This window comes from Ensifer oleiphilus (assembly GCF_013371465.1).
Taxonomy (GTDB): Bacteria; Pseudomonadota; Alphaproteobacteria; order Rhizobiales; family Rhizobiaceae; genus Ensifer; species Ensifer oleiphilus.
The window spans coordinates 84,739-110,099 of record NZ_JABWDU010000006.1 but is presented as its reverse complement, the minus strand read 5'-3'; the positions used below and the strand labels follow the sequence as shown (position 1 = coordinate 110,099).

The 25,361-nt window shown below is 62.2% G+C and carries 24 protein-coding genes and 1 other RNA gene; 17 read left to right on the top strand and 8 right to left on the bottom strand.

The window, feature by feature from the left end:
• Window positions 1–64: 64 nt before the first annotated feature.
• The 5 genes from HT585_RS21915 to tkt form a co-directional block, all read right to left on the bottom strand.
• Window positions 65–1,090: a class I fructose-bisphosphate aldolase gene (locus tag HT585_RS21915; RefSeq protein ID WP_176354930.1), complete on the bottom strand. Its 1,026-nt coding sequence runs from the start codon at window positions 1,088–1,090 to the stop codon at window positions 65–67.
• Window positions 1,091–1,332: 242 nt separating this feature from the next.
• The gene (locus HT585_RS21910; protein WP_176354929.1) at window positions 1,333–2,532 is read right to left on the bottom strand and encodes a phosphoglycerate kinase; all 1,200 of its coding nucleotides are present in this window, start codon (window positions 2,530–2,532) and stop codon (window positions 1,333–1,335) included.
• Window positions 2,532–3,122, bottom strand: a complete 591-nt coding sequence (locus tag HT585_RS21905; protein ID WP_176354928.1) for a putative glycolipid-binding domain-containing protein — start codon at window positions 3,120–3,122, stop codon at window positions 2,532–2,534. Before HT585_RS21905 ends, HT585_RS21910 begins: the two co-directional genes overlap by 1 nt.
• 5 nt (window positions 3,123–3,127) lie before the next feature.
• Window positions 3,128–4,138, bottom strand: coding sequence for a type I glyceraldehyde-3-phosphate dehydrogenase (gene gap, locus HT585_RS21900; RefSeq protein WP_176354927.1), 1,011 nt, complete (start codon window positions 4,136–4,138; stop codon window positions 3,128–3,130).
• A gap of 75 nt (window positions 4,139–4,213) precedes the next feature.
• Window positions 4,214–6,196 carry a transketolase gene (tkt, locus tag HT585_RS21895; RefSeq protein WP_176354926.1) on the bottom strand — a complete coding sequence of 661 codons (1,983 nt, stop codon included), beginning with the start codon at window positions 6,194–6,196 and terminating at the stop codon, window positions 4,214–4,216.
• A 336-nt stretch (window positions 6,197–6,532) separates the two neighbouring features.
• Between tkt and HT585_RS21890 the strand changes: the two genes are divergently transcribed.
• The 3 genes from HT585_RS21890 (at window position 6,533) to ssrS (ending at window position 7,406) form a co-directional block, all read left to right on the top strand.
• Window positions 6,533–6,802 carry a DUF4164 domain-containing protein gene (locus HT585_RS21890; protein ID WP_176354925.1) on the top strand — a complete coding sequence of 90 codons (270 nt, stop codon included), beginning with the start codon at window positions 6,533–6,535 and terminating at the stop codon, window positions 6,800–6,802.
• A gap of 12 nt (window positions 6,803–6,814) precedes the next feature.
• Window positions 6,815–7,192 (top strand): cell division protein ZapA, encoded by a 378-nt coding sequence (locus tag HT585_RS21885; protein WP_176354924.1) that lies wholly within the window; start codon window positions 6,815–6,817, stop codon window positions 7,190–7,192.
• Between the two features lie 55 nt (window positions 7,193–7,247).
• Window positions 7,248–7,406, top strand: a non-coding RNA gene (gene ssrS, locus HT585_RS21880) — 6S RNA.
• A gap of 23 nt (window positions 7,407–7,429) precedes the next feature.
• Here ssrS and HT585_RS21875 read toward each other — a convergent pair.
• Both HT585_RS21875 and HT585_RS21870 read right to left on the bottom strand, forming a co-directional pair.
• Window positions 7,430–8,305 (bottom strand): LysR family transcriptional regulator, encoded by an 876-nt coding sequence (locus HT585_RS21875; protein ID WP_246707841.1) that lies wholly within the window; start codon window positions 8,303–8,305, stop codon window positions 7,430–7,432.
• Between the two features lie 324 nt (window positions 8,306–8,629).
• Window positions 8,630–8,839, bottom strand: coding sequence for a helix-turn-helix domain-containing protein (locus HT585_RS21870; protein WP_077500742.1), 210 nt, complete (start codon window positions 8,837–8,839; stop codon window positions 8,630–8,632).
• 359 nt (window positions 8,840–9,198) lie between these two features.
• On the opposite strand from HT585_RS21870, the gene HT585_RS21865 reads away from it, so the two are divergent.
• The 8 genes from HT585_RS21865 to HT585_RS21830 all read left to right on the top strand — a co-directional run bounded on the left by HT585_RS21865 (window position 9,199) and on the right by HT585_RS21830 (window position 18,751).
• Window positions 9,199–9,771 (top strand): 5-formyltetrahydrofolate cyclo-ligase, encoded by a 573-nt coding sequence (locus HT585_RS21865; RefSeq protein WP_176354923.1) that lies wholly within the window; start codon window positions 9,199–9,201, stop codon window positions 9,769–9,771.
• 118 nt (window positions 9,772–9,889) lie between these two features.
• Window positions 9,890–10,714: a TIGR00282 family metallophosphoesterase gene (locus HT585_RS21860; protein WP_077500688.1), complete on the top strand. Its 825-nt coding sequence runs from the start codon at window positions 9,890–9,892 to the stop codon at window positions 10,712–10,714.
• A 401-nt stretch (window positions 10,715–11,115) separates the two neighbouring features.
• Window positions 11,116–12,270, top strand: coding sequence for an efflux RND transporter periplasmic adaptor subunit (locus HT585_RS21855; protein ID WP_176354922.1), 1,155 nt, complete (start codon window positions 11,116–11,118; stop codon window positions 12,268–12,270).
• A complete protein-coding gene (locus HT585_RS21850) occupies window positions 12,267–15,446 on the top strand; it encodes an efflux RND transporter permease subunit (protein WP_176354921.1) in 3,180 nt (1,059 codons plus the stop codon). Before HT585_RS21855 ends, HT585_RS21850 begins: the two co-directional genes overlap by 4 nt.
• Window positions 15,447–15,739: 293 nt before the next feature.
• The gene (locus HT585_RS21845; RefSeq protein WP_176354920.1) at window positions 15,740–16,576 is read left to right on the top strand and encodes an MBL fold metallo-hydrolase; all 837 of its coding nucleotides are present in this window, start codon (window positions 15,740–15,742) and stop codon (window positions 16,574–16,576) included.
• Window positions 16,577–16,592: 16 nt separating this feature from the next.
• Window positions 16,593–17,090 (top strand): DUF6636 domain-containing protein, encoded by a 498-nt coding sequence (locus HT585_RS21840; RefSeq protein WP_176354919.1) that lies wholly within the window; start codon window positions 16,593–16,595, stop codon window positions 17,088–17,090.
• A gap of 86 nt (window positions 17,091–17,176) precedes the next feature.
• Window positions 17,177–17,923, top strand: coding sequence for a YebC/PmpR family DNA-binding transcriptional regulator (locus tag HT585_RS21835; protein ID WP_176354918.1), 747 nt, complete (start codon window positions 17,177–17,179; stop codon window positions 17,921–17,923).
• Window positions 17,924–17,944: 21 nt separating this feature from the next.
• Window positions 17,945–18,751, top strand: a complete 807-nt coding sequence (locus HT585_RS21830; RefSeq protein ID WP_246707840.1) for an HAD hydrolase-like protein — start codon at window positions 17,945–17,947, stop codon at window positions 18,749–18,751.
• A gap of 106 nt (window positions 18,752–18,857) precedes the next feature.
• Here HT585_RS21830 and HT585_RS21825 read toward each other — a convergent pair whose 3' ends face one another.
• Window positions 18,858–19,859, bottom strand: coding sequence for an LLM class flavin-dependent oxidoreductase (locus HT585_RS21825; protein WP_176354917.1), 1,002 nt, complete (start codon window positions 19,857–19,859; stop codon window positions 18,858–18,860).
• Window positions 19,860–20,030: 171 nt separating this feature from the next.
• Here HT585_RS21825 and ruvC point away from each other — a divergent pair, with 171 nt between their 5' ends.
• The 6 genes from ruvC to HT585_RS21795 all read left to right on the top strand — a co-directional run bounded on the left by ruvC (window position 20,031) and on the right by HT585_RS21795 (window position 25,332).
• Window positions 20,031–20,543 carry a crossover junction endodeoxyribonuclease RuvC gene (gene ruvC / locus HT585_RS21820; protein WP_053249697.1) on the top strand — a complete coding sequence of 171 codons (513 nt, stop codon included), beginning with the start codon at window positions 20,031–20,033 and terminating at the stop codon, window positions 20,541–20,543.
• Between the two features lie 72 nt (window positions 20,544–20,615).
• Entirely contained in the window at window positions 20,616–21,233 is a 618-nt protein-coding gene (ruvA, locus tag HT585_RS21815) for a Holliday junction branch migration protein RuvA (protein ID WP_176354916.1), read from the top strand.
• 87 nt (window positions 21,234–21,320) lie between these two features.
• A complete protein-coding gene (gene ruvB / locus HT585_RS21810) occupies window positions 21,321–22,361 on the top strand; it encodes a Holliday junction branch migration DNA helicase RuvB (protein ID WP_173423596.1) in 1,041 nt (346 codons plus the stop codon).
• Complete coding sequence (locus tag HT585_RS21805) at window positions 22,362–23,264, top strand: metallophosphoesterase (protein WP_176354915.1); 903 nt, start codon at window positions 22,362–22,364, stop codon at window positions 23,262–23,264.
• Window positions 23,265–23,448: 184 nt separating this feature from the next.
• Window positions 23,449–24,348, top strand: a complete 900-nt coding sequence (locus tag HT585_RS21800; protein WP_176354914.1) for a metallophosphoesterase — start codon at window positions 23,449–23,451, stop codon at window positions 24,346–24,348.
• 315 nt (window positions 24,349–24,663) lie between these two features.
• Window positions 24,664–25,332, top strand: coding sequence for a hypothetical protein (locus tag HT585_RS21795; protein ID WP_176354913.1), 669 nt, complete (start codon window positions 24,664–24,666; stop codon window positions 25,330–25,332).
• Window positions 25,333–25,361: the final 29 nt, after the last annotated feature.

Here is a 25,361-nt window from a genome sequence, read left to right as displayed (position 1 = left end):
CAACATGAAAAAGAGGCCGACGAACGGCCCCTTGTATCTGACCTGGACTGGCTGCCGAGCGCGCTCAGGCGGCCTTCTCCAGATCTTTCTTCCAGCTGCCCTTGGCGGCGAGGCTGCACATTTCGGCGCGGTGCGAAAAGGCGCGCTGGCCGGCGGCGACGTTTTCTGCCTTGCCGTTCCAGGCGGACAGCGCTTCCTGCTGCAGGGCGCGGCCGTAGGAAAAGGTCAGTTTCCAGGGCAGATCGTGGGTCGCGTTCATGGCCGAGAGATGGGCCGTTGCCTCTTCCGTCGTCTGGCCGCCGGAGAGGAAGGCGATGCCGGGCACAGCCGATGGCACCGTGCGTCGCAGGACCCTGATCGTGCGTTCGGCAACCTCGGCGACGGAGGCTTTTCGCGCCTTCTTGCCGTCGATCACCATGCTTGGCTTCAGGATCATGCCTTCGAGCTTCACCCGCATTTCGGCGAGCGCCTCGAAGGTGAGCCGCAGCGTCCATTCGGTGACGGCCTCGGACCGGTCAATCGAGTGGTCGCCGGGCGCACCGTCCATCAGCACTTCGGGCTCGACGATCGGAACGATGCCGGCTTCCTGGCATAGGGCAGCGTAACGCGCGAGCGCATGGGCGTTTGCCCTAATGGCGCCCTGGCTCGGCAAGGTGTCGGAGATCGCAATCACGCCGCGCCATTTGGCAAAGCGCGCGCCGGCCTCGTGGTATTTCGCGAGGCGCTGGGCCAGCCCGTCGAGGCCCTCGGTGATGGTTTCGGCCGGAAAATTGGTCATCGGCTTGGCGCCGGCATCGACCTTGATGCCGGGGATCGAGCCTGCCGCGCGGATGACGTCGACCAGCGGCGTACCGTCGGCGGCCTTCTGGAACAGGGTTTCCTCGTAGAGAATGACGCCAGAGATGTACTTGCGCATCGCCTCGTCGGCACGAACCAGCATCTCGCGATAGTCGCGCCGCGATGTCTCGGTCGATTCAAGGCCGATGCCGTCGAAGCGCTTCTTGATCGTCGCGGTGGATTCGTCGGCGGCAAGCAGGCCCCTGCCATTTGCGACCATTGTAACGGCAATATCTTCCAGTCTTTCGCTCATGTTTTTCTCCCTAGACGGCGCCGATCGTCGACGGATCGGGCGACCACTGAAACAGTTTCGGGACCGACGGCGCACAAGCAGCCGCCACGCCCCAAGCGAGGGCGCGAGTAACCACGAGAAATTGTCCGGGAAAAAGGCAGGAAAAGCGACTGAAACGATTTAAATTATTTTAATCGGTTGAATTATTTTGATTTTTTCTGTGTTTCAGGCGCGCGGACGAGCCGCGCGCCTGACGATTTGGCTTAGTTCTGCTGGCGGAGGATGTCGACGCCGGGCAGCGGCTTGCCTTCCATCCACTCGAGGAAGGCGCCGCCGGCCGTCGAGACATAGCTGAAATCGTCGGTGACTTCGGCATGGTTGAGGGCGGCAACCGTATCGCCGCCGCCGGCGACCGACACGAGCGAACCCTGGCGCGTGCGCGCGGCCGCGTGCTTGGCAACGGCGACCGTCGCCTTGTCGAAGGGCGTGATTTCAAAGGCGCCGAGCGGGCCGTTCCAGACCAGCGTCTCGGCCTTGGAGATCCAGTCGTTGACCGCCGCAATCGACTTCGGGCCGACGTCGAGCATCATGGCGTCGACGGGGATGGCCGTCACATCGACCACTTCGTTGTCGGCGCCGGCCTTGAATTCGCGGGCAACCACGCCGTCTTCCGGCAGGACGATGGCGCAACCGGCTTCCGCTGCCGCCGCGATAATCGCCTTGGCAGTGTCGGCGAGATCGTGCTCGCACAGCGACTTGCCGACATTGATGCCCTTTGCGGCGATGAAGGTGTTGGCCATGCCGCCACCGATGACGAGGGCGTCGACCTTCTTCACCAGGTTCTGCAGCAGATCGATCTTGGTCGAGACCTTGGCGCCGCCGACGATGGCAACGACCGGGCGCTTCGGCTGGCCGAGGCCCTTTTCAAGAGCCTCGAGCTCGGCCTGCATGGTGCGGCCGGCATAGGCGGGCAGGTGGTGGGCAAGGCCTTCGGTCGAGGCATGGGCGCGGTGGGCGGCCGAGAAGGCATCGTTGACATAGATGTCGCCATTGGCGGCAAGTGCCTTGACGAATTCGGGCTCGTTCTTCTCTTCGCCCTTGTGGAAGCGGGTGTTTTCGAGCAGCAGCACGTCGCCGTCGTTCATCTCGGCAACGGCGTTGGCCGCCTTGTCGCCGATGCAATCGGCAGCGAAGTGGACGCGCTGATCGAGGATATCTTCGACAGCGGGTGCGATCGTCTTCAGCGACATGTCGGCGACCGGCTCGCCCTTCGGGCGGCCGAAATGCGCCAGCAGGATGACCTTGGCGCCCTTTTCCGACAGTTCACGGATCGTCGGCGCGACCCGTTCGATGCGGGTCGCGTCGGTGACCACGCCGTCCTTGACCGGCACGTTGAGATCGACGCGCACAAGCACGCGCTTGCCGGCAATGTCGGTCAGGTCGTCGAGGGTCTTGAAAGTCATCAGATCGTCTCCGGTGATAGTCTTTGAAAAAGGGTTGGGTAGTCGATGACGAGGCCATCGGCGTCCACGGGCAGGTCCGCTCGGAAGCTGCGGTCCTCGGCCTCGTAGCGGTAGAGCCTGAAGTCATCGAGGCAGGTGTAGTGTTGGCCGTCTACGACCGGCTCGAACGTGTCGAACGGCACGTAGAGCATTTTCAGCCTGACGGTGCCGGCCTTTCGATCAAGGCCGAGGCGACGGATCGGCAGCGTATTGGTGAAGGGCGTTCCGGCAAGGTCGATGTCGATGCAGCCGTCGAATTCCGGCAGCGCCAGGCCTCTGGCCGTCATCCACTCACCCGGATGATCCGAGCGCAGATGCAGGCTCCGGCCATCGGTCGTATCCACCAGGAGCTTTCGGACCAGCCATCCGGCATCGCAATCGATCCGGTAGCGCACACCATAGGACGAGCCGCCGCGGTTGCCGATGAGAACGCCGACGGCGCGGATGACCGCGCCGTCGGTAGTATCCGTTGACGTGAGCGTCAGATGTTCGAGCCCTTCCCCCTCCAGCGGACGCCAGCGGACCGTCGTTTGGGAAAGGGCGCGAAACATCCGAGTTAGATGAGCTTGCTGATCGCAACCGCAGTGTCGGACATGCGGTTGGAGAAGCCCCACTCGTTGTCGTACCAGGTCAGGATCGACACGAACTTGCCTTCCATTACCTTGGTCTGGTCCATGTGGAAGACCGAGGAATGCGGGTCGTGGTTGAAGTCGATCGAGACGTTCGGAGCGAGCGTGTAGCCGAGGATGCCCTTGAGCGGGCCGTCAGCGGCTGCCTTGATCGCAGCGTTGATCTCTTCCTTGGTGGTCTCGCGCTTGGCGACGAACTTGAGGTCGACGACCGAGACGTTCGGGGTCGGAACGCGCATGGCGAAGCCGTCGAGCTTGCCCTTCAGTTCCGGCAGAACGAGACCAACGGCCTTGGCAGCGCCGGTCGAGGTCGGGATCATCGAGAGCGCAGCAGCGCGGGCGCGGTACAGATCCTTGTGCATCTGGTCGAGCGACGGCTGGTCGTTGGTGTAGGAGTGGATCGTCGTCATCATGCCGTGGTCGATGCCGATGACATCGTTCAGCACCTTGGCGACCGGTGCAAGGCAGTTGGTCGTGCACGAGGCGTTGGAGATGACGAGGTGGTCCTTCGTCAGCTTGTCGTGGTTGACGCCGTAGACAACGGTCAGGTCAGCGCCTTCGGCCGGAGCCGAAACGATAACGCGCTTGGCGCCGGCTTCCAGATGCAACGCCGCCTTGTCGCGGGCGGTGAAGATGCCGGTGCATTCCATCGCGACGTCGACGCCGAGTTCCTTGTGCGGCAGTTCGGCCGGGTTGCGGATCGCGGTGACCTTGATCGGCTTGCCGCCGTTGATGACGATCGCATCGCCCTCGACCTTCACGTCAGCCGGGAAACGGCCGTGGATCGAATCGAAACGCAAGAGGTGCGCATTGGTCTCGACCGGGCCGAGGTCGTTGATGGCAACGACTTCGATATCCTTGCGGCCGGATTCAACGATGGCGCGCAGCACGTTGCGGCCGATGCGGCCAAAACCGTTAATGGCGACTTTCACTGTCATATCGGGTCTCTCCCTGTCTGAATGGCATGGTCGGAAAAAAGCAGGGCGCGCTTTCGAGCGCGCCCTGCGGCTTGATCAGGAAAGCTTGGCTTCCGCAGCGGCGACGACCGCTTCAGGCGTGATGCCGAAGTGCTTGTAGAGTTCCTTGTAGGGGCCGGAGGCACCGAAGGACGACATGCCGATGAAGGTGCCGTCCGAACCGATGAAGTGGTCCCAACCCTGGCGGATGCCGGCTTCGACGGCGATCTTGACCGGCGAGTTGCCGATGATCGCCTGCTGGTAGTCTTCGCTCTGTTCGGCAAAGAGCTCGAAGCAGGGAACCGAGACGACGCGGGTCGAGATGCCCTTGGCAGTCAGTGCCTGGCAGGCCTTGACGGCGATTTCGATTTCCGAGCCGGTGGCGAAGATCGTCACCTTGGCGTCGCTTGCCGAGATCAGGTCATAGGCGCCGCGGGCGCAGAGGTTTTCTTCCTCATACTCGGTGCGCACGGCCATCAGGTTCTGGCGGGTCAGCGCGATGCCGGACGGGCGGTTGTGGCTTTCGAGCGCCAACTGCCAGCACTCGGCCGTTTCCGTGGCGTCGGCCGGGCGGAACATCAGCAGGTTCGGGATGGCGCGCAGCGCCGCCATGTGCTCGACCGGCTGATGGGTCGGGCCGTCTTCGCCAAGGCCGATGGAATCATGGGTCAGCACATGGATGACGCGGATGCCCATCAGCGCTGCCAGACGGATCGACGGACGGCAATAGTCCGAGAAGATCAGGAAGCCGCCGGAATAGGGGATGACGCCGCCATGCAGCGCCATGCCGTTCATCGCAGCTGCCATTCCATGCTCGCGTACACCCCAGTGGATGTAGCGGCCGGAGAAATCGTCAGGCGTGATCGACTTGGTCTGGCTGGTCTTGGTGTTGTTCGAGCCGGTCAGGTCGGCAGAGCCGCCGATCGTTTCGGCCAGAACGCCGTTAATGACTTCGAGCGCGTCTTCGGAAGCCTTGCGGGTTGCCGGCGACGGCTTGGTCTCGGCAAGCTTCTTCTTGTAGTCGTCGATGGCCGACGACAGGCGGCCTTCAAGTTCGCCCGAGAAACGGCGAACGAACTGCGCCTTCTTCTCGGCGTCGCTCTTGTCCAGGCGCTGTTCCCAGTCCTTGCGGGTCTTGGTCGAACGCAGGCCGGCGAGGCGCCAGGCGTCGAGCACGTCGGACGGAACGACGAAAGCTTCAGCTTCCCAGCCGAGTGCCTTGCGGGTGGCGGCGATTTCCTCGGCACCGAGCGGCGAGCCGTGAACCTTGTGGGTGCCGGCCTTGTTCGGCGCGCCGAAACCGATTGTCGTCTTGCACGCGATCATCGTCGGCTTGTCGGACTTCTGCGCCTGTTCGATCGCAGCGGCGATGGCATCCGGATCATGGCCGTCGACGGCGATGGTGTTCCAGTTCGAGGCGCGGAAACGGGCGTGCTGGTCGGTCGAGTCGGCGATCGAGATCGGGCCGTCGATCGAAATGTTGTTGTCGTCCCAGAAGACGATCAGCTTGTTGAGCTTGAGGTGGCCGGCAAGCGAGATCGCTTCCTGGCTGATGCCTTCCATGAGGCAGCCGTCGCCGGCGAGCACATAGGTGTAGTGCTCCATCAGGTCGGAACCGAATTCGTCGCGCAGCTTGCGCTCGGCGATCGCCATGCCGACGGCATTGGCAATGCCCTGGCCGAGCGGACCGGTGGTCGTCTCGATGCCGGCGGCGTGGCCGTATTCCGGGTGGCCGGCGGTGCGGGCGCCGAGCTGGCGGAAATTCTTGATCTCTTCGATGGAGATGTCTTCGTAGCCCGTCAAATAGAGCAGCGAATAGAGCAGCATCGAGCCGTGGCCGGCCGACAGCACGAAGCGGTCGCGGTTCGGCCAGGCAGGGTTCTTCGGGTCGAAGCTGAGGAAGCGCGTGAAGAGGACTGTCGCTATGTCAGCCGCACCCATGGGCAGGCCCGGGTGACCTGAATTTGCCTTCTCGACGGCGTCCATGGAGAGGAAACGGATCGCATTCGCCATCCGGTCGTGTTTTTCGCGAGAGATCATGACTGTTCCGTTTTGAGTTCGGTGGTCAGGGGACGGTCTCTATCCTCCAAAGACCGTGCAAGAAGCGGCAGACACATAGCATCTGCGCCGCGCGAGTCAACAAATACAGGCCTTGCGCGGCCATTGGCAGCATGGTTTTCAAGGGGTGATATCGCGTCGCAGCACAGTTTTTGCGCTGCGGCCGGATGAGCCGGCTATACAATCCATCCACAGCTTCCGTAATGCTTTGCTATAGTTGGCATTGTTGAGATTTGCGTAATAGGTTTAAAAAGGAGTGAGCCGAGGCGGCGGACGGGATTCTGGCGATTCGGCCTCACGGGCGAGGTATCGAAAAACATGCCGGCAAAGACGGTCAAAGCGGCGATCGACGAACTGAAGAACGCGGTTCAGTCCCTGGAGAACGCGATCGATAGCCGTTTTGACAGGGAACGCTATCTCGGCGAGTTCGAGGGAGAGGTCCGGAGGGTCAATACGGACCGTTCGCGACTGGCACAGGAACTCGACCAATCCCAATTCCGGGCGAACCGGCTTGAAGAGGTCAACCGCGAGGTTTCCCGACGCCTCGTGACGGCGATGGAAACCATTCGAGCGGTGCTCGACCGCTGAGGTTTAAGCGACATGGCGCAGGTGACAGTATCGATCGACGGCAAGGCCTATCGCATGGCCTGCGAAGAGGGACAGGAAGATCATCTGATCGAACTGGCCACCAACTTCGATCAGTATGTCGGTCACTTGAAGACCCAGTTCGGCGAGATCGGTGATCTCAGGCTGACCGTCATGGCCGGCATCATGGTGATGGACGAACTCAGCGAAGTGAACCGCCGGCTGAAGGCGCTCGAAGCGGAAGTGGACACGCTCAAGCAGGGGCGCGACGGCGCGCTCTCCGACCAGGCAAGAAGCGAGGAGCTGCTGGCTTCGGCACTGTCCGAAGTCACCTCACAGATCCATACCATCGCGGCCAAGCTCAACGGCCGGGCAACCTCTTCGACAAACTGAGAGCTTTCGTCGGGCTGCCACTGGCGCGACGCAGGGATAGGCTCTATATGTTGGTTGCGGTCTGCGCTTCCCGACAGGAAACACAATCCCCGGGGCCATACTCGATCTCAAGGGAGCTGTCCCTGGCCGGACTCGTGGGTCCGGACATATGGCGCCCACCTACGTTTGTAGGCACCCGGGATCGTAAAATATCCATCGGTTGTGTGGATCGCACCTCTTCCCCTTTTTCCTTCAGCCTTAGCCAGCGGCAAACGCGCTGCGGATGGCGTCGGCCATGGCGTCGACGGTCTGCGAGCGATGGCCGGGGCGGGTGCGCAGCACTACGTTGGAAAAGTCGATGACGCTGAAACCGTCTTCCTCCGTCAGTTCGCGGCAGCCGGCGGGAATGGCGCTGCGCGACACCGGCGCGATGGCAAGGCCGGAGACCACCGCGGCGATCAGGCCGTTGCTGGTGCGGCTGGCATAGGCAACCCGGCTCTCGATCCCGCGCTTCTTCAGGCCCTTCATGGCAAGCTCGTCGCACCAGCCGCCTGCCAGATAGGTGTAGGTGGCGATCGGCAGCGGGCGACGATGATGGGCTTCGTGCTGGTCCGATGTCACCCAGACGGTGGGGTCGACCATCAGCACTTCGTTGCGCGTCGGGCCGCCCGGTTCGAAAACCACGGCGATGTCGATTTCGCCGGCGGCGAGCGCATTGACGTTTGACATCGAGACGCCCTGCTGCACCGTCACCTCGACGCCGGGATGAACGGCGGCGAAGGTGCCCAGCGCCTTCGGAAGGGTGGAGTTAATGTATTCCTCCGAAATCCCGATCCTGACCGTGCCGGCGAGCGCCGGCAGGCGCATCGATGCTGCGGTGTCGTCGAGCAAGGCCACGATCCGGCGGGCGTTGTCGACGAGGCGCAGGCCCTGCGCGGTCGGCACCACACCGCGCGAGTGACGCTCGAACAGAGGGTCGCCGAGCATTTCCTCCAGCTTCTTCAACTGCATGCTGACGGCGGATTGGGTCCGGCCGATGCTGTCGGCGGCGCGCGTCAGGTTGCCGGCATCGGCAACGGCGAGGAAGGTTCTGAGCAGGTCGCTGTCGAGCGGAGCGGACATGGTGTTCACCATCAGAGTTTCTGATGGCAGTCATGCTTGCAATTCGTTTGTCATATGTCAACGACGCGAAGACAATAGGCTCAACCGATCGACATCAAGGTTGCCCCGATGAGCGTTCTTGCTCTTGCCTTCTTCTCTGATCTTCAGGTCACTCTTCGCGCCCGTCTCGTATCGCACGGCCGCTCGTTGTTGGCAGCCGCTTGCGTGGCGACGTCACCGGCGATGCCACCCGATAAGCCGCATCTCTTGCGAGACGCAGGAAGCAGTGGTCTGCCGTTGGACGATCGCTGGGAAGAGAGGATGAGCCGGGATGCGGTCTATCGCTCACACTGGCTGCTATGAAATGATATCGAGCCGGGCGGCGCGAAAGATCGCTTCTGCAAGGTTGCCCGCCTGCAGCTTGCGCATGGCGTCCTGAAGCGCTCTGTCGATACGGTCGAGGGGAATATCGGTCTCGCGCATCATGTCCTGACGCGTGCGGCCCCGGGCGGCGAGCGTCAGGCAACGCAATTCCAACGGTTCGAGTTCGTTCATCTGGTCCTTCATGGACGTCGGCTTTTCCACTGCTGCCTGCAGGAGCGCGTCCATACATCGAACGCGGGCATTAGTTCCTGCTAATTATTTGAAATCATGTTTGTATTTGCACGCGCCCCTACTCGTGCGAAAGCGGAACTGTTGCCCATGATGAACGGAACGCTAACTCTGTGCCGTTGCGGGAACATGGCGCTTAACTGTCGCAAACTGTTGCAAAACCGGCGGTGACGTGGTTCGAGCTAAAGGCCGCAACGCGCTATGCCACAGGCGTCGATGCGGGAAATCGATCGGAAAACGGCGCCCTGTCTCATTTCGGGAAAAAGAATGTGGCGCCGGTCCCATGTTTGCGCGCAATCTGTCGGAGGGGAATGATGTCACCAAAGGATCTGAAAGCTGCCCTGCGCAAGGAGAGGCTGGCGCTTCGCGACGCGATGGCGCCGGAGATCCGCATCGAGGCGAGCCTGACCATGGTCGACCACGCCGGCGATGTCATTGCGCTCGATCCCGGCCACATCGTTTCCGGTTTCTGGCCGATCCGCTCCGAGGTCGACATCCGACCGCTTTTGGCGCGTCTTCGGGATCGCGGCGCAAGACTTTGCCTACCCGTCATCATGGACAAGAAGACGATCGTGTTTCGCGAACTGCTCAACGGCGCTCCCATCATCGAGACCGGTTTCGGCACGACGGGTCCGGGACCGGACGCGCCGGAACTCGACCCGGATATCATGCTGGTGCCGCTGTCGGCTTTCGATGCGACCGGCCACCGCATCGGCTACGGCGCCGGCTACTATGACCGCGCCATCGACAAGCTACGCAACAAAGGCCACCTGCCGAAGCTGATCGGGATTGCATTCGACTGCCAGGAAGTGGCATCAGTGCCGGCTGAACCGCACGACGTCGCGCTGGATGCCGTGCTTACGGAGAGTGGGTTTCGACATTTCTAGGGCGCGTCAGGCGACCGACGGACTCCCGAGCCACGCTCTATCACTTTGTTTTACGCAAGTTCGCACGCAAGAAGGCCACGCGCTTTTGCTCGAACTGGTCTGGTAGGATTGAACGGGCATGAGGCTTTTGTTTCTGGGAGATATGGTTGGCAAGACGGGCCGCACGGCGGTCTGGGAGCGTCTTCCGGGACTGGTCAGCGACCTGAAGCTCGATTTCGTCATCGTCAATGGCGAGAACGCTGCCGGCGGCTTTGGGATCACCGAGGATATCTTTCTCGAGACGATCAATGCCGGTGCCGATGTGGTGACCACCGGCAACCATGTCTGGGACCAGAAAGAAGCGGTCGTCTTTTGCGAGCGGCACGACCAGTTCCTGAGGCCGGCGAATTACCCCGCGGGCACGCCCGGGCGCGGGTCGAACCTGTTTTTTGCCCGCAACGGCGCCCGCGTGCTGGTTGCCAACGTCATGGGGCGCGTCTTCATGCATCCCGAACTCGACGATCCCTTCAAGTCGGCCGAGGCGATCCTCGCTGCCTGCCCGCTCGGCGAACAGGCCGACGCGATCGTCTTCGACTTTCATGCCGAGGCGACGAGCGAGAAGCAGTGCTTCGGCCACTTCGTCGACGGACGGGCGAGCCTCGTCGTCGGCACGCACACGCATGTGCCGACCGCCGACCACCAGATACTCAACGGCGGCACGGCCTATATGAGCGATGCCGGCATGTGCGGCGACTACGATTCCTCGCTCGGCATGGACAAGGAAGAGCCGCTCAACCGCTTCATCTCAAAGATGCCGAAGGGGCGCTTCGAGGCGGCGTCCGGGCCGGCAACCATCTGCGGTCTCGGCGTCGAGATTTCCGACCGCACCGGCCTTGCCGAAAAGATCGCGCCGCTCCGCCTCGGTCCGAGACTGACGGAAACGATCCCGGATTTTTGGGCCTGAGCCATCTCCAGTTGACGATTTCCGGCTGCCGGATCGTCTTGCCCGCGCCTGAACGAGGCGCGGGATTGTACGCGTATCACCTTCGCGGAATTGATTTTTTTCAAGGTGACAACCCGGCGAAATGATGGCAGGTTAACGCCACGTCAGCGCCGTTTCGGTCGCGGCCGACGTCCGCAAGTCTTCCATATTGAAGTACCATCCGCAGCACAGGATTGCGGGTTTGAAATGTCGCCGCAGGTATTCGGACGACCAATGTCCCATGCCGGGCGTTCTCTATTTTACTGCAAATTGCCTGGATCGGTGTCGAGCCGGGACAGTTGTGCAGCAAGTTTCAAGCGTGACAGCGTTCTTTCCGCGCCGGGTTTGAAGCGCGGCGCTGTCGGTGCATTCGGAGAGCGTGCATGTTTTCAAAGTGGCATCTGCCGATGATTGTCGGCGCTTCAATTTCCTTTTTCTCGGCGGCAAACGTTGCGGCGCAGGATGCGCAGCTTCCCACAGTCACCGCCGCCAAGCCGGTTGTGCGCGACGTCATCGACAGCGACGAGTTCATCGGCCGCTTCGAAGCGGTCGACGAAGTTGCCATCCGCGCCCGCGTCGGCGGGTATCTCGACGAAGTGAACTTCACCGACGGCGCCCTGGTGAAGAAGGGCGACAAGCTTTTCGTCATCGACCAGCGTCCTTATCGCACGGCGCTATCGCAGGCCGAGGCGACGCTCGAATCGGCGCGGTCGTCTCTCGCCTTTGCCGAAACCCAGTTCAAGCGCACGGAATCCTTGACGGGAACCGGGACGCTCTCTGTTTCCACCCTTGACGATCACCGTCGCGAATTGCTCTCGGCGCAGGCCAGCGTGCGGGGAGCGGAAGCCGCGGTCGAGCGCGCCAAGCTCGATCTCGACTACACGACGATAACGGCACCGCTTAGCGGCCGCGTCGATCGCCGGCTGATCTCGACCGGCAACCTGGTTCAGGCGGATCAGACCGTGTTGACGACGATCGTTTCGCTCGATCCGATCGACTTCTATTTCGATGTCGATGAGCGGCGTCTGCTGTCCTATGCGCGGGTGGCCCGCGAACGCGGCAGCGCACTCCAGGAGGGCGGCGGCTCGCTCGAGGTCATGGTCACCATTGCCGATGCCAACGAAGCGCCATTCAAGGGCAAGCTCGATTTTGCCGAGAACCGGCTCGACCAGGCAAGCGGCACCATGCGGGTGCGCGCCCGTTTCGACAATCCCGATTACATACTGCAGCCGGGCCTGTTCGGTCGTGCCGAGCTCGAGGGCTCGAATACCTATAAGGCGGTGCTCATTCCTGATGAAGCGATCGGCGCCGACCAGAACGAACGCATCGTCTACGAGGTGCGCGAAGACGGCACCGTCGTCACCAAACCGGTGCGGCTCGGCCCGAAGCTGCACGGCTACCGCGTCATCCGCTCCGGCATGACCGGCGATGAAATCATCGTCGTCAACGGCCTGATGCGGGCCCGCCCCGGCACCAAGGTGAAACCCGAGATCGTCGAGTTGCCTCCTGAAGCTCAAGCGGCGGAGACGGCTCAATGAGATTTGCCCACTTTTTCGTAGACCGGCCGATTTTCGCATCGGTGCTTTCGATCGTCCTGTTGATCGTCGGCAGCATCGCCTACGTCCAGCTGCCGGTGGCGCAGTATCCGGAAATCGCGCCGCCGACGATCGTCGTGCGTGCGGCCTATCCGGGCGCGGACGCCGAGACCATCGCCAACACCGTGGCGACGCCGCTGGAGCAGGAAGTCAACGGCGTCGAGAACATGCTCTACATGTCCTCCTATTCGACCGCCGACGGCTCGATGGCGCTGACGATCACCTTCAAGCTCGGAACGGATCTCGATCAAGCCCAGGTTCTGGTGCAGAACCGGGTGTCGATCGCCGAACCGCGCCTGCCTGAGGAGGTCCGGCGCATCGGCGTCACCACAGCGAAAAGCTCGCCCGACCTGATGATGGTCGTGCACCTGCTGTCGCCGAATGAGCGCTACGACCAGCTTTACGTGTCGAACTATGCCCGCACCCGCATCCGCGATCTGCTCGTTCGTCTCGACGGTGTCGGCGACGTCATCCTGTTCGGCGAGCGCGAATATGCGTTGCGCATCTGGCTCGATCCGGAAAAACTCTCGGCCTATGGCATGACGGCCGGGGACGTCGTGCAGGCGTTGCGCGAGCAGAACGTGCAGGTCTCCGGCGGCTCGATCGGTGCGCCGCCGACACCGGGCGAAAGCGCGTTTCAGTATACCGTTACCACTGACGGCCGCTTCAGCGATGCCCGGCAGTTTCGCTATGTCATCGTCAAGGCGACGGAAAGCGGGCGTCTGGTGCAGCTCCAGGACGTGGCGCGCATCGAACTCGGTGCCCGCGAATACGTCAACAACAGCTATCTGGACGGCAGCCCGGCCGTGGCGCTCGGCATCTTCTCGCGGCCGGGCACCAATGCGCTCGACGCGGCCGCTGCGATCCAGAAGGTGATGACGGACGTTTCGAAGGACTTTCCGGACGGTCTCGAATACCGGATCGTCTACAATCCGACCGAATTCATCTCCGAGTCCATCAACGAGGTCTACAAGACGATCGGCGAAGCCGCCATTCTGGTGGCGCTCGTGGTTCTGGTTTTCCTGCAATCCTGGCGCACGGCGATCATCCCGATCGTCGCGATCCCCGTGTCTCTGGTCGGAACCTTCGCATTTCTCTATGCCTTCGGCTTCTCGCTCAATATGCTGACACTGTTCGGCCTCGTCTTGGCGATCGGCATCGTCGTCGACGACGCCATCGTCGTGGTGGAGAACGTCGAGCGAAACCTGGCGCGCGGCATGACCCCGCGCGAGGCGGCACACGTGACCATGGACGAAGTGGGAGCAGCGGTCATCGCGATTTCGCTGGTGCTGACCGCCGTCTTCATCCCGACGGCCTTCATTCCCGGTATTGCCGGCCAGTTCTACCTGCAGTTCGCCGTCACGATTTCCGTGGCGACGGTGATCTCTGCCTTCAATTCGCTGACGCTCTCGCCGGCGCTTGCAGCGATCCTGTTGAAACCGCACGAAAACAATCACCAAGAAAGCCGCAACCCGCTCAGCCGGTTCGGCCGTTCGCTGGCCAACGGCTTCAACAATGGGTTCGACCGCATGGCCGAAGGCTATGCCTGGATCGTGCGCAAGCTGGTTTCGACAAAAACGGCGGTCGCTGCGGCGCTCATCGTTTTCGTCGGCCTGCTCGGCGCCACCTGGTACATGGCGCAAATCGTGCCGAGCGGCTTCGTCCCGACCATGGACCAGGGTTACGCCATCGTCGTCATCCAGCTTCCGGACGGGGCTTCGCTCGACCGTACCGATGCGGTGGTCAGGCGCGCGTCGAAGATCATCCAGGACGTGCCCGGCGTGAAAAACGCCGTCGCCTTTGCCGGCTTCAACGGTGCGACCTTCACCAACGCCTCCAATTCGGGCGTGATCTTTGCCTCCTTCGAGAGTTTCGAAGAGCGCTTGAAACACGGCCAGGGCGCCAACCAGATCATCGGCCAGCTTTATGGCAGCCTGCAGAGCATCCAGGAGGCCTTCATCATCGCGGTGCCGCCGCCGTCCGTGCGCGGCATAGGCAACTCCGGCGGTTTCAAGATGCAGATTATGGATCGACAGAGCGCCGACATGCGCCGGGTGCTGGGGCTTGCCTACCAGATGATGGGCGCCGCCAATCAGACCGAGGGGCTGACCGGGGTCTTCACCACGTTCTCGGCGTCGAGCCCGCAATACTTCCTGGCGATCGACCGCGACAAGGCGAGGACCTTGAATGTGCCTATCCCGAATATCTTCGAGGCACTGTCGATCAATCTGGGCACATCCTATGTCAACGACTTCAACGCCTTCGGCCGTGTCTACCAGGTCCGGGCGCAGGCCGACCAGCAATATCGTCTGGAGCGGGACGATATTCTGGCGCTGAAAGTTCGCTCGGCCACCGGCGCTCTGGTGCCGATGGGCACGCTGGTGGAGATCCGCGACACGGCGGGTCCCGCCCTCGTGCAGCGCTACAACATGTACGTATCGGTGCCGATACAAGGAAACCCTGCGCCCGGCGTTTCTACCGGCACGGCCCTCGACAAGATGGAGGCGCTCGCCGCCCAAATCTTGCCGCAGGGAACGACTTTCGAGTGGACGGAGCTCGCCTTCCAGGAACGCCAGACCGGCAACACTGCGGTCTTCATCTTCGCGCTGTCGGTCGTCTTCGTGTTTCTGGCGCTGGCGGCGCAGTATGAAAGCTGGGTCCTGCCGCTGGCAATCATCCTGATTGTGCCGCTCGGTGTGCTCTCGGCACTCATCGGCGTGTTCGTGCGGGGGCTCGACAACAATGTGCTGACCCAGATCGGGTTGATCGTTCTGATCGGGCTTGCGGCGAAGAACGCGATCCTAATCGTCGAGTTTGCGCGTCAGGGTGAGGATGAGGGCAAGACGCCGATCGAGGCGGCGGTCGAGGCCAGCCAGTTGCGCCTGCGGCCGATCCTAATGACGGCCTTCGCTTTCATTCTCGGCGTGGTACCGTTGATGATCGCCACCGGCCCAGGTGCCGAAATGCGCCAGTCGCTCGGAACCGCGGTGTTCTCCGGCATGCTGGGGGTCACCTTCCTCGGCCTGTTCCTGACGCCGGTGTTCTATGTTGCCCTTCGCTCCCTCCGCCGGCGCAAGCCGGTCGCGGCAGGCGAGCCGGCTCCGACGCCGGCCGAGTGACGCGGACGCACTGACGTCAAAGGCCCAACGCCCCGGTGACAACGCCGGGGCGTCTCGTTGTGAACAGGCAGGCATCGTCTGCAATGGTGGCACAATGACGCAAACGTGAGTGCCGCCCGCACCTTTGTCGCTGGACGTAACGGCGTGCTTGAACAATCCTCCTCTCGTCCGGGACGGCGGCATTCCTCTACGAGAAGCGTTCGCCGCGGGTTCTGTCGAACGGCCGCACGACCTGTACCCAAGTCGAAGGTGCTTGGGCTAAGGTCATGTGTGCGAGGTGTGAAAGGTTAAGGATGATGCTCCGCTACCTTGCCTACACTTTTGCCGCCATCTGGCTTCTGCATGCCTTCTGGCCATCGGTCGCGCATGCGCAGACGGCGCCCGCGCAGGTGAGCCAATGCCAGGCGATCGCCGAGACGTTGCCCAAGGCGACTTTCGCCAGTTTCACACCGGCCGCCGCCACGACGGGGCAGGCGGCCGCTGGCGAGGTGACGATCAGCTATCTCGGCCACTCGACCTTCCTGATCGAGACACCTGGCGGCATCTCGATTGCGACCGACTATAACGGCTGGTTCCGCCCGGAAGCGCCGCCGACGGTGGCGACGATGAACAAGGCGCATTCCAGCCACTACACGCTGACGCCGGATCCGGCGATCCGCACAGTGCTGCATGGCTGGGGTGACGACGGCGAGCCGGCGCGGCACGATGTCGTCGTCGGCGATGCCTATATCCGCAACGTCACCACGGACATTCGCTCCGGCGCCATGACGATGGAGCATGATGGTAATTCCATCTTCATCTTCGAGGTGGCGGGCCTGTGCATCGGCCATCTCGGTCACTTGCACCACGAGCTCGATGACAGCCACTACCGGCAGATCGGCAGGCTCGACGTGTTGATGGTGCCGGTCGACGGCGGCTTGACCATGGGGGCCGAGAGCATGAGCCGCGTGGTTTCGCGGCTGCGCGCGGCACTGATCCTGCCGATGCATCGGCGCGGTCCGCCGATCAATGCCTTCCTCGACATGTTTGGCGACGATTTCGACAAGAGCTTCGCGACCGGGACGAGCGTCAAAGTCTCGCTGCGTTCCTTGCCAAGCAAACCGCTGATTTATATTCTCCAGGGCGTCTGAACATCGGGATTGCCCAATGAAGTTGTCAGTGGTCGGCGTTGTTGCGTTTGTGTCTCTTGCGATCCTAGCCTTCGAAAACACGGCTCTGGCCGGCGGCGCGCCGCCACCGCGCTTGCCTCCTCCCGATACGCAGCAGCCGCAATCCGGTCCCCAGGCGACTGCCGTGCCGGTTGCCGAGCAGGAAGAGTTCGTGATGCCATCCGGCAATATCGGCTGCATCTTTACACCCGCCGGCGGCACGGCGACCTATCAGCCTGCCGACGGCGGGCCGGAATTATCCTGCGATATCATCGCGCCGCGTTACGTCAGGGCAACGCTTGCACGATCGGGTGCTGCAACGATCAATCGCGAGGTCGGGGATCCCAGCTGCTGTTCTGCCGCGCCCGTTCTCGAATACGGGGCGACGTGGTCGGGCGGACCTTTTTCCTGCATCTCGGAACGAACCGGCCTTTCCTGCCGTCGTGACGACGGCCATGCCTTCGTCCTCAGCCGCGCCAGTATCTCTGCCAACTGAAAAGAAACGCCCCCTGCTGGACGGAAAGCGGCAATAAAACTATAAGGCGCCCCATTCCATTCAAATTCATGCATGCAGAGGGTGCCATGGCTGGCCATTCACAGTTCAAGAACATCATGCACCGCAAGGGCCGTCAGGATGCGGTGCGCTCGAAAATGTTTTCCAAGCTCGCGCGCGAAATCACGGTTGCCGCCAAGACCGGTATGCCAGACCCGTCCATGAACGCGCGCCTGCGCCTGGCGATCCAGAACGCCAAGGCGCAGTCGATGCCGAAGGACAACATCGAGCGTGCGGTCAAGAAGGCCTCCGGCGGCGATTCCGAGAACTATGAAGAAGTGCGTTACGAGGGCTACGGCCCGGGCGGCGTCGCCGTTATCGTCGAGGCGCTGACCGACAACCGCAACCGCACCGCCTCCAACGTCCGCTCGACCTTCACCAAGGCCGGCGGCGCACTCGGTGAAACCGGCTCGGTTTCCTTCTCGTTCGACCGCGTCGGCGAGATCACCTACAAGCTTTCGGTCGGCGATGCCGACAAGGTGATGGACGCGGCGATCGAAGCCGGTGCCGACGACGTGACCACTGACGAGGAAGGCCACACGATCATCTGCGGCTTCGAAGCGATCGGCGAAGTCTCCAAGGCTCTGGAAGACACGCTCGGCGAAGCCGAAACCGTCAAGGCGATCTGGAAGGCCCAGAACACCGTGCCGGTGGACGAGGAGAAGGCACAGTCGCTGATGAAACTCATCGACATCCTCGAAGACGACGATGACGTCCAGAACGTCTACTCGAACTTCGAAGTCTCCGACGAGGTCATGGCGAAGCTTTCCGCCTGACACTCTTCTATCTGTCCTTGCATGTTCCCTTCGACCCTATCCGGTTCAAGGACGAAAGCATGCGGCAATGCAAAGCGCTGCAGCGACCTTTGTGCGTCCGATGGGGCGCGCGCGGGCCTGCAGATGTGGCGAACTACCCGTGTCCTGCTGGGCGCGGGTTTTTCTTTGGATATCGCCGACGGGATGTCACCGATGACGTATGAATTCGCGATCTTCGACTTTGACGGCACGCTCGCCGATACCGCGGAGTGGTTCATGGCGGCGAGCAATGTTGCGGCCGCACGCTTCGGTTTCCGCCAGCTTTCCTTGGAAGAGTTCAAGGGGCTGCGCGCCATGGGCAGTCGCGAGATCATCGCGCATATGGGTGTGCCAATGTGGAAGCTGCCGCGGATTGCGACGTTCATGCGCCAGGAAATGAGCTCGCAAGCGCGGGCGATCCAGCTTTTCCCCGGTGTACCGGACATGCTGGCGGGGTTGAAGTCGGCCGGCGTCGGCATCGCGGTCGTCAGCTCCAATGGCGAGGCGGCGATCCGCAAGGCGCTGGGCGATACTGCCGCTGCCGTCGACCTTTTTGAGTGCGGGGCCACCCTTTTCGGCAAGGCGCAGCATTTCAAGAGGGTCGTCAAGTTCGCGGGCATCGAGCCCCAGCGCATCCTTGCGATCGGCGACGAGGCCCGCGACATCGAGGCCGCCCGCAAGGCACGCATCTCGGTCGGCGCCGTTGGCTGGGGCTACGCCGACCCGACGTTTTTGAAATCGCTCGGACCGGATCGCTTCTTCGATCGCATGGACGAGATCTTGCCGGCCTTTCGGGCTGCGAAGCGCTGAAAGGTTAAAGCGCGTCGCGATCTCTAGGATTCGCTGACTGCACTTTAAGCGTTGATTTTCCGCATGTCGTTATCGCAAAACCGCTGCGCACTTTTGCGCCACATGCTTAGGCCGCCTTTGAAAGTTGCTGTTGCGCCTCGGCGAAAAGCCGCAGCGATTTCAACCGCGCCTCCATGTCGAAGATCGGCATGGAGATGATCAGTTCGTCGGCCTTCGTCTGATCAAGGAATGTCCCGATCTTCCGGCGGATCGTTTCCGGTCCACCGACGATGGCATAGGACATCGCGTGGTCGACGAAGATCTTTTCGTCCGAACTCCATAGCCCATCCATCGACGCGACGGGTGCGGGGAACCGGCCGCGGGCGTTGCGGCGCAGCGCGACGAAGGATTGCTGCATCGAGGTGAAGAGATAGTTCGCCTGCTCGTCAGTCTCCGCCGCCACGCCCATGACGCCGACCATCACGTGGGGCTTGTTGAGCGTTTCGGACGGCGTGAAGCGTTCGCGATAGATTTCGAGTGCCGACAACAGCATGTCGGGCGCGAAATGCGAGGCAAACGCGAAGGGCAGGCCGAGCATGCCGGCGAGGTGCGCGCTGTAGTGGCTGGAGCCGAGCAGCCAGATCGGCACGTTGGTGTCGGCACCCGGAACGGCGATGATCGCCTGATTTTCGGCGGCGGGACCGAGCAGCGCCTGCAGCTCGACGACGTCGTTGGGGAAGTTGTTGGCGCTTGCCTCCATGTTGCGGCGGAGCGCCTGCGCCGTGCGCATGTCGGTGCCCGGCGCGCGGCCAAGCCCAAGATCGATACGTCCGGGATAGAGCGCTGCCAGCGTTCCGAATTGCTCGGCGATCACCAGCGGCGAATGGTTCGGCAGCATGATGCCGCCGGAACCGACGCGGATGGTCTTCGTGCCCGCCGCCACATGTGAGATGACGATCGAGGTCGCCGCACTGGCGATGCCCTTCATGCCGTGGTGTTCGGCGAGCCAGAAGCGCTTGTAGCCGTTTTCTTCAGCCGCCTGCGCCAAGAGCCGGGAATTTTCCAGCGACTGGGCGACACTGCCGCCTTCGGTGATCGGGGAGAGATCGAGGACGGAGAACGTCGCCATGAGCAAGGCCTTTATTGAGCGAAATTGATTGAAGACCTATGTAAGGTCAAAATTCCTCAATCCAAGGGCGGTGGTCGAGATTTCCCGCGAAGGCATTTCCCTTGTGTGGATGTTTTTGTTTTGTTCACTTTTTGCTGGCAGCGTCCGGACACGCAGCATAGGGTGAATTTCATGCAGACCACGATTCGCATCATCGGCATCGATCCGGGCCTCCGCCGTACCGGCTGGGGCATCATCGAGACGCTTGGCAATTCGCTGCGCTTCGTTGCCTCCGGCACGGTGACGTCGGACGGGGACATGGATCTCGCTTCGCGGCTCTGCCAGCTGCATGACGGCCTCGCCGAAGTGGTGCACAGCTACCAGCCGCACGAGGCGGCCGTGGAGCAGACCTTCGTCAACAAGGATGCGACGGCGACGCTGAAGCTCGGCCAAGCGCGCGGTATCGCCATGCTGGTGCCGGCACGCGCGGGCTTGCGGGTTGCAGAATACGCACCGAACGCCGTCAAGAAGGCCGTGATCGGTGTCGGTCATGGCGAGAAGCAGCAGATCCACATGATGCTGAAGGTCCTGATGCCGAAGGCCGAGTTCAAGGGCAATGACGCTGCCGACGCGCTGGCGATCGCCATCTGCCACGCGCACAACCGCCTGTCGGTGACCAGCCGGCTTGCGGCCCTGATGGGGTAGTTGCGCTTGCGCCATTAATTTCCGATGGTCGGTCCGGCCATCCCGCAATCCATTCATGAGAGACGACGCCACATGATCGGCAAATTGAAGGGTACTATCGACGAGATCGGCGAGGATCATGTCGTTCTCGACGTGCATGGCGTCGGTTATGTCGCCCATTGTTCGGCGCGGACCTTGGCGAAGCTGGGCTCAGCGGGAGAGGCGGCGGTGCTGTTTATCGAAACCTATGTGCGCGAAGACCAGCTGAAGCTGTTCGGCTTCCTGAGCGCGCTGGAGCGCGAGTGGTTTCGTCTGCTGCAAAGCGTGCAAGGGGTAGGTTCCAAGGTGGCGCTCGCTCTCTTGTCGACATTGACCCCGGGCGAACTCGCAAACGCGATTGCGCTGCAGGACAAGACCTCCGTGTCGCGTGCGCCGGGCGTCGGCCCGAAGGTGGCGGTGCGGATCGTCACGGAACTGAAGAACAAGGCGCCGGCCTTTGCCGGCGAAATGTCCGGCTCAATCGGCCTCAAACAGGAACTGGGCGAAGGCGTTGCCTCGGCACCGGTTTCCGACGCGGTATCGGCGCTCACCAATCTCGGCTATTCGCGCGACCAGGCCGCAAATGCGGTTGCTGCAGCGTTGAAGAACGGCGGCGAGGACGCCGACAGCGCCAAGCTGATCCGGCTGGGTCTCAAGGAACTGGCGCGATGACGGCTTGCGTTGTCGGGCCGGTCGATGCAAAACGGCCATATTCTTTGACACCATGCACACGAATGCCCGATCGATTGGAACGGATGGATGACTGATGCCGCACGCCTGATAACGCCGGACAAGCGCGGCGAAGATCTCGATGCGACCATGCGTCCGCAGTCGCTGGACGAATTTACCGGGCAGGCGGAGGCGCGCGCCAACCTGAAGATCTTCATCGAAGCGGCGAAGAACCGCGGCGAGGCGCTGGACCATGTGCTGTTCGTCGGCCCGCCCGGCCTCGGCAAGACGACGCTGGCGCAGATCATGGCCAAGGAACTGGGCGTCAATTTTCGCTCGACCTCCGGGCCCGTGATCGCCAAGGCCGGCGATCTGGCAGCGCTTCTGACCAATCTCGAAGAGCGCGACGTTCTGTTCATCGACGAAATCCATCGGCTCAATCCGGCGGTCGAGGAAATCCTCTATCCTGCGATGGAAGATTTCCAGCTCGACCTCATCATCGGCGAGGGGCCGGCGGCGCGCTCGGTGAAGATCGATCTGTCGAAGTTCACGCTGGTGGCAGCGACCACGCGTCTCGGCTTGCTGACGACTCCGCTGCGCGATCGTTTCGGCATTCCGGTGCGGCTCAATTTCTACACGGTCGAGGAACTGGAATCGATCGTGCGCCGTGGCTCCCGGCTGATGGGGCTCGGCATGACCGATGACGGCGCGCGAGAGATCGCGCGGCGCGCGCGCGGCACGCCGCGCATCGCCGGCCGCCTGCTACGCCGCGTGCGCGATTTTGCCGAGGTGGCCCGCGCCGAAGCGGTGACGAAGACGATCGCCGACGAGGCGCTGACGCGGCTGCTCGTGGACAATATGGGGCTCGACCAGCTCGACCGCCGCTATCTCTTCATGATCGCTCAAAATTTCGCCGGCGGGCCTGTCGGCATCGAGACCATCGCTGCCGGTCTGTCCGAACCGCGCGATGCGATCGAGGATATCATCGAGCCCTATCTGATCCAGCAGGGTTTTATCCAGCGCACGCCGCGCGGCCGTGTGCTCACCGCCAACGCCTGGAAACATATCGGCCTCAATCCACCGAAAGAGGTGGAGGCGGCCCAGTTTCGTTTGACGCTCGAGGATGAGTGAATGATTACCCGCCGTGGGCTTTTGAAGTTTCTCGGCGGCGGGTTCGCCAGCATGGCGGTACTCGGCGGTTATGCCTTTGCCATCGAGCCGCTCGCCCGACTGAACGTGACGCGCTACGCGCTCAAACCTCCGGGATGGACGCCGGGCCTGAAACTGCGGGTGGTGGCGCTTGCCGACATCCACGCGTGCGAACCCTGGATGTCGGCCAGTCGTATCGCCTCGATCTGCCGGCAGGCCAATGCGCTCGGTGGCGACATCACCGTTCTTCTCGGTGACTATGCCGCAGGCATGAACCTGGTCACCGGCTACGTGCATTCCAGCGAATGGTCGAAAGCCCTTGCGACGCTCGAGGCGCCGCTCGGCGTGCATGCGGTCATGGGCAATCATGACTGGTGGGAGGACAGGACGGCGCAGAAAAACAGCGGTGGTCTCACCTTCGGCCACAAGGCGCTCGCCGACGTCGGCATCAATGTCTACAGCAACCGTGCCGTCCGCCTGGAAAAGGACGGGATGGGCTTCTGGCTCGCCGGCCTCGAAGACCAGCTTGCGCTTGTGCCCGGCAAGAAGTGGATGCGCAAGGACATGCAAGGCCTCGACGACCTCGACGGCACATTGGCGCAGATCGTCGACGACGCTCCGGTGATCCTGCTTGCGCATGAACCGGATATTTTTCCAAAAGTGCCTTCGCGCGTCGCCTTGACGCTCTCCGGCCATACCCACGGCGGACAGGTCCGGTTTCTCGGCCATGCTCCCGTCGTGCCTTCCCGTTTCGGCGATCGTTATGCCTACGGCCATGTGGTCGAGGGAGATCGCAGTCTGATCGTTTCCGGCGGGCTCGGCTGCTCGATTGCGCCGATCCGCTTCGGCGTGCCTCCGGAGATCCTGGTCATCGATCTCGGCTGAGGGGCCCCAGCCGCATGGCTTAAGCGTGTGGCCGAATGACGTATTTCGGCGTCGTCGGGTGCTCGCTATGATCCGGCAAGGAATGAGCCGGTCGTCGACGATCGTCGAGCACGCTCCTTTGCCTGCACTGCGCCAAATGATGGCGGCCGGTGGCTCGAAATTCACCCATCGAAGGGAAGAGTGCATGCTGGCGCGGCGCGGGTTCCTCAAGCTTCTCGGCGGATTGGTGATGGCCGGGTTCGGCACCAGCGCCTATGCCGTGGGTGTGGAGCCATTGCAGCGGCCGCTTGTCACGTCCTATGCCTTGCGGCCTGCCAATTGGCCCTCAGGACTGAAGCTCAGGCTTGTCGTTCTCGCGGATATCCATGCCTGCGAACCCTGGATGCCCGTGAGCCGGATTGCCGGCATCTGCGATCAGGCCAGTGCGCTCGGCGGTGACGTCATCCTGTTGCTCGGCGACTACATGAGCAGCCTGCGCCTGACCGGTTACGTCGAACCCGCCCGCTGGGCCGATGCATTGGCGCGGCTGAAGGCGCCGCTCGGCGTCCATGCGATCATGGGCAATCACGACTGGCTCAACGATCCGGTTGCCCGCCGAGCGGGACATGGTCCGACGCTGGCGCACCGGGCACTCGCCGGCGTCGGTATTCCCGTTTATGACAATCGCGCACTGCGCCTGGAAAAGGACGGACGATCCTTCTGGCTCGCGGGCCTCGCCGATCAACTGGAGCCCACCTATCCGGCTCCGGATGGCTCCGGCATGATCCCTGGGCTGGACGATCTGCCGGGCACGCTGGCGGGTATCGACGGCGACGAGCCGATCATTCTCATGGCCCATGAGCCTGATATCTTCGTTGACGTGCCCGCGCGCGTTTCGCTGACACTCGCAGGACATACCCATGGCGGGCAGGTAAGATTCCTCGGGTATTCACCGCTCGTCCCGTCACGGTACGGCAACCGTTATGCCTACGGACATATCGTCGAGCGGGACCGGCACATGATCGTCTCCGGTGGATTGGGGCTTTCGAACCTGCCAATCCGGATCGGATCGCCGCCGGAGATCGTTGCCATCGATATAGGCTAGGATCGTCACTGCCATCGCCGTCGCGATATCGAGGCTATATCGCCAAGGCAGATGCTGAATATCTGTGCATGGCGTATGTCTACTTTATTGTATTCTTATTTTAGCCACATCTGCGCCGCGCTTTGAGCCGATTTCGACAGTAACAAGACGCCGGGCGATTAAGGGCATTAGCAGTATCACATGCCGTCCAGGGACAGACAGAAGCGGTTATAGTTCAGCGTTGATTTCATTCAGTCTGAGGGAAGTTTGTAGGGTACGCCATTCGGGGTGGCGCCGTTCCCATGTGATTCTGCCGATATCGAAAAGGTACTTTCAATGGGTCTCATGTTTCTGATCAATACGCTGAGCCTCGATCCCGTCGCCGCACTCAAGACGGGTCTACGCATACTCCATTTCATCGGGTTGGCGCTGGGACTTGGCGCCGCGACCGTTCTCGATCTGATGATCGTGCGGTTTTTCATCAAGGGGAAAGTGACCCCGGAACACTGGGCGGTGTTCCACTTCGGGTCGAAGATCGTCAATTGGGGCCTGATCCTTCTGTGGGTCACGGGCTTCGGCTTCCTCGCCTATTACGGCTTTTTCGAACCGATCAAACTCGGCAATGAAAAGGTCTGGGCGAAAATGACCATTGTTGCCATCCTGACGGTCAATGGCGCCTTCATCCATGCGGTGATCCTGCCGAAGGTGAAGATGCAGATCGGCCGTTCGCTGATGGAAGGCATGTCCACCAAACAGCGCAGCACCTTCCTCATCTCGGGTGCCGTATCGGCAACCTCCTGGTACGTGCCGCTGATGCTCGGTGCATTGCCGCAGCTCAACTTCGTCGTTCCGATGACGGTGATCCTGATGGCTTATGGGGTGCTGCTCGCGGCGGCGATCGTCATCTCGCACAGCCTTCTCTTCGTGCTTCCGGCTGACAAGAAGCCGGCAGTGCAGATGAAGACGCGGGTCGAGCCGATGATGGGTCTGCCCTCGGTTGCTTGATTTTGGGGGATCACGGGTCTGACTTCGAC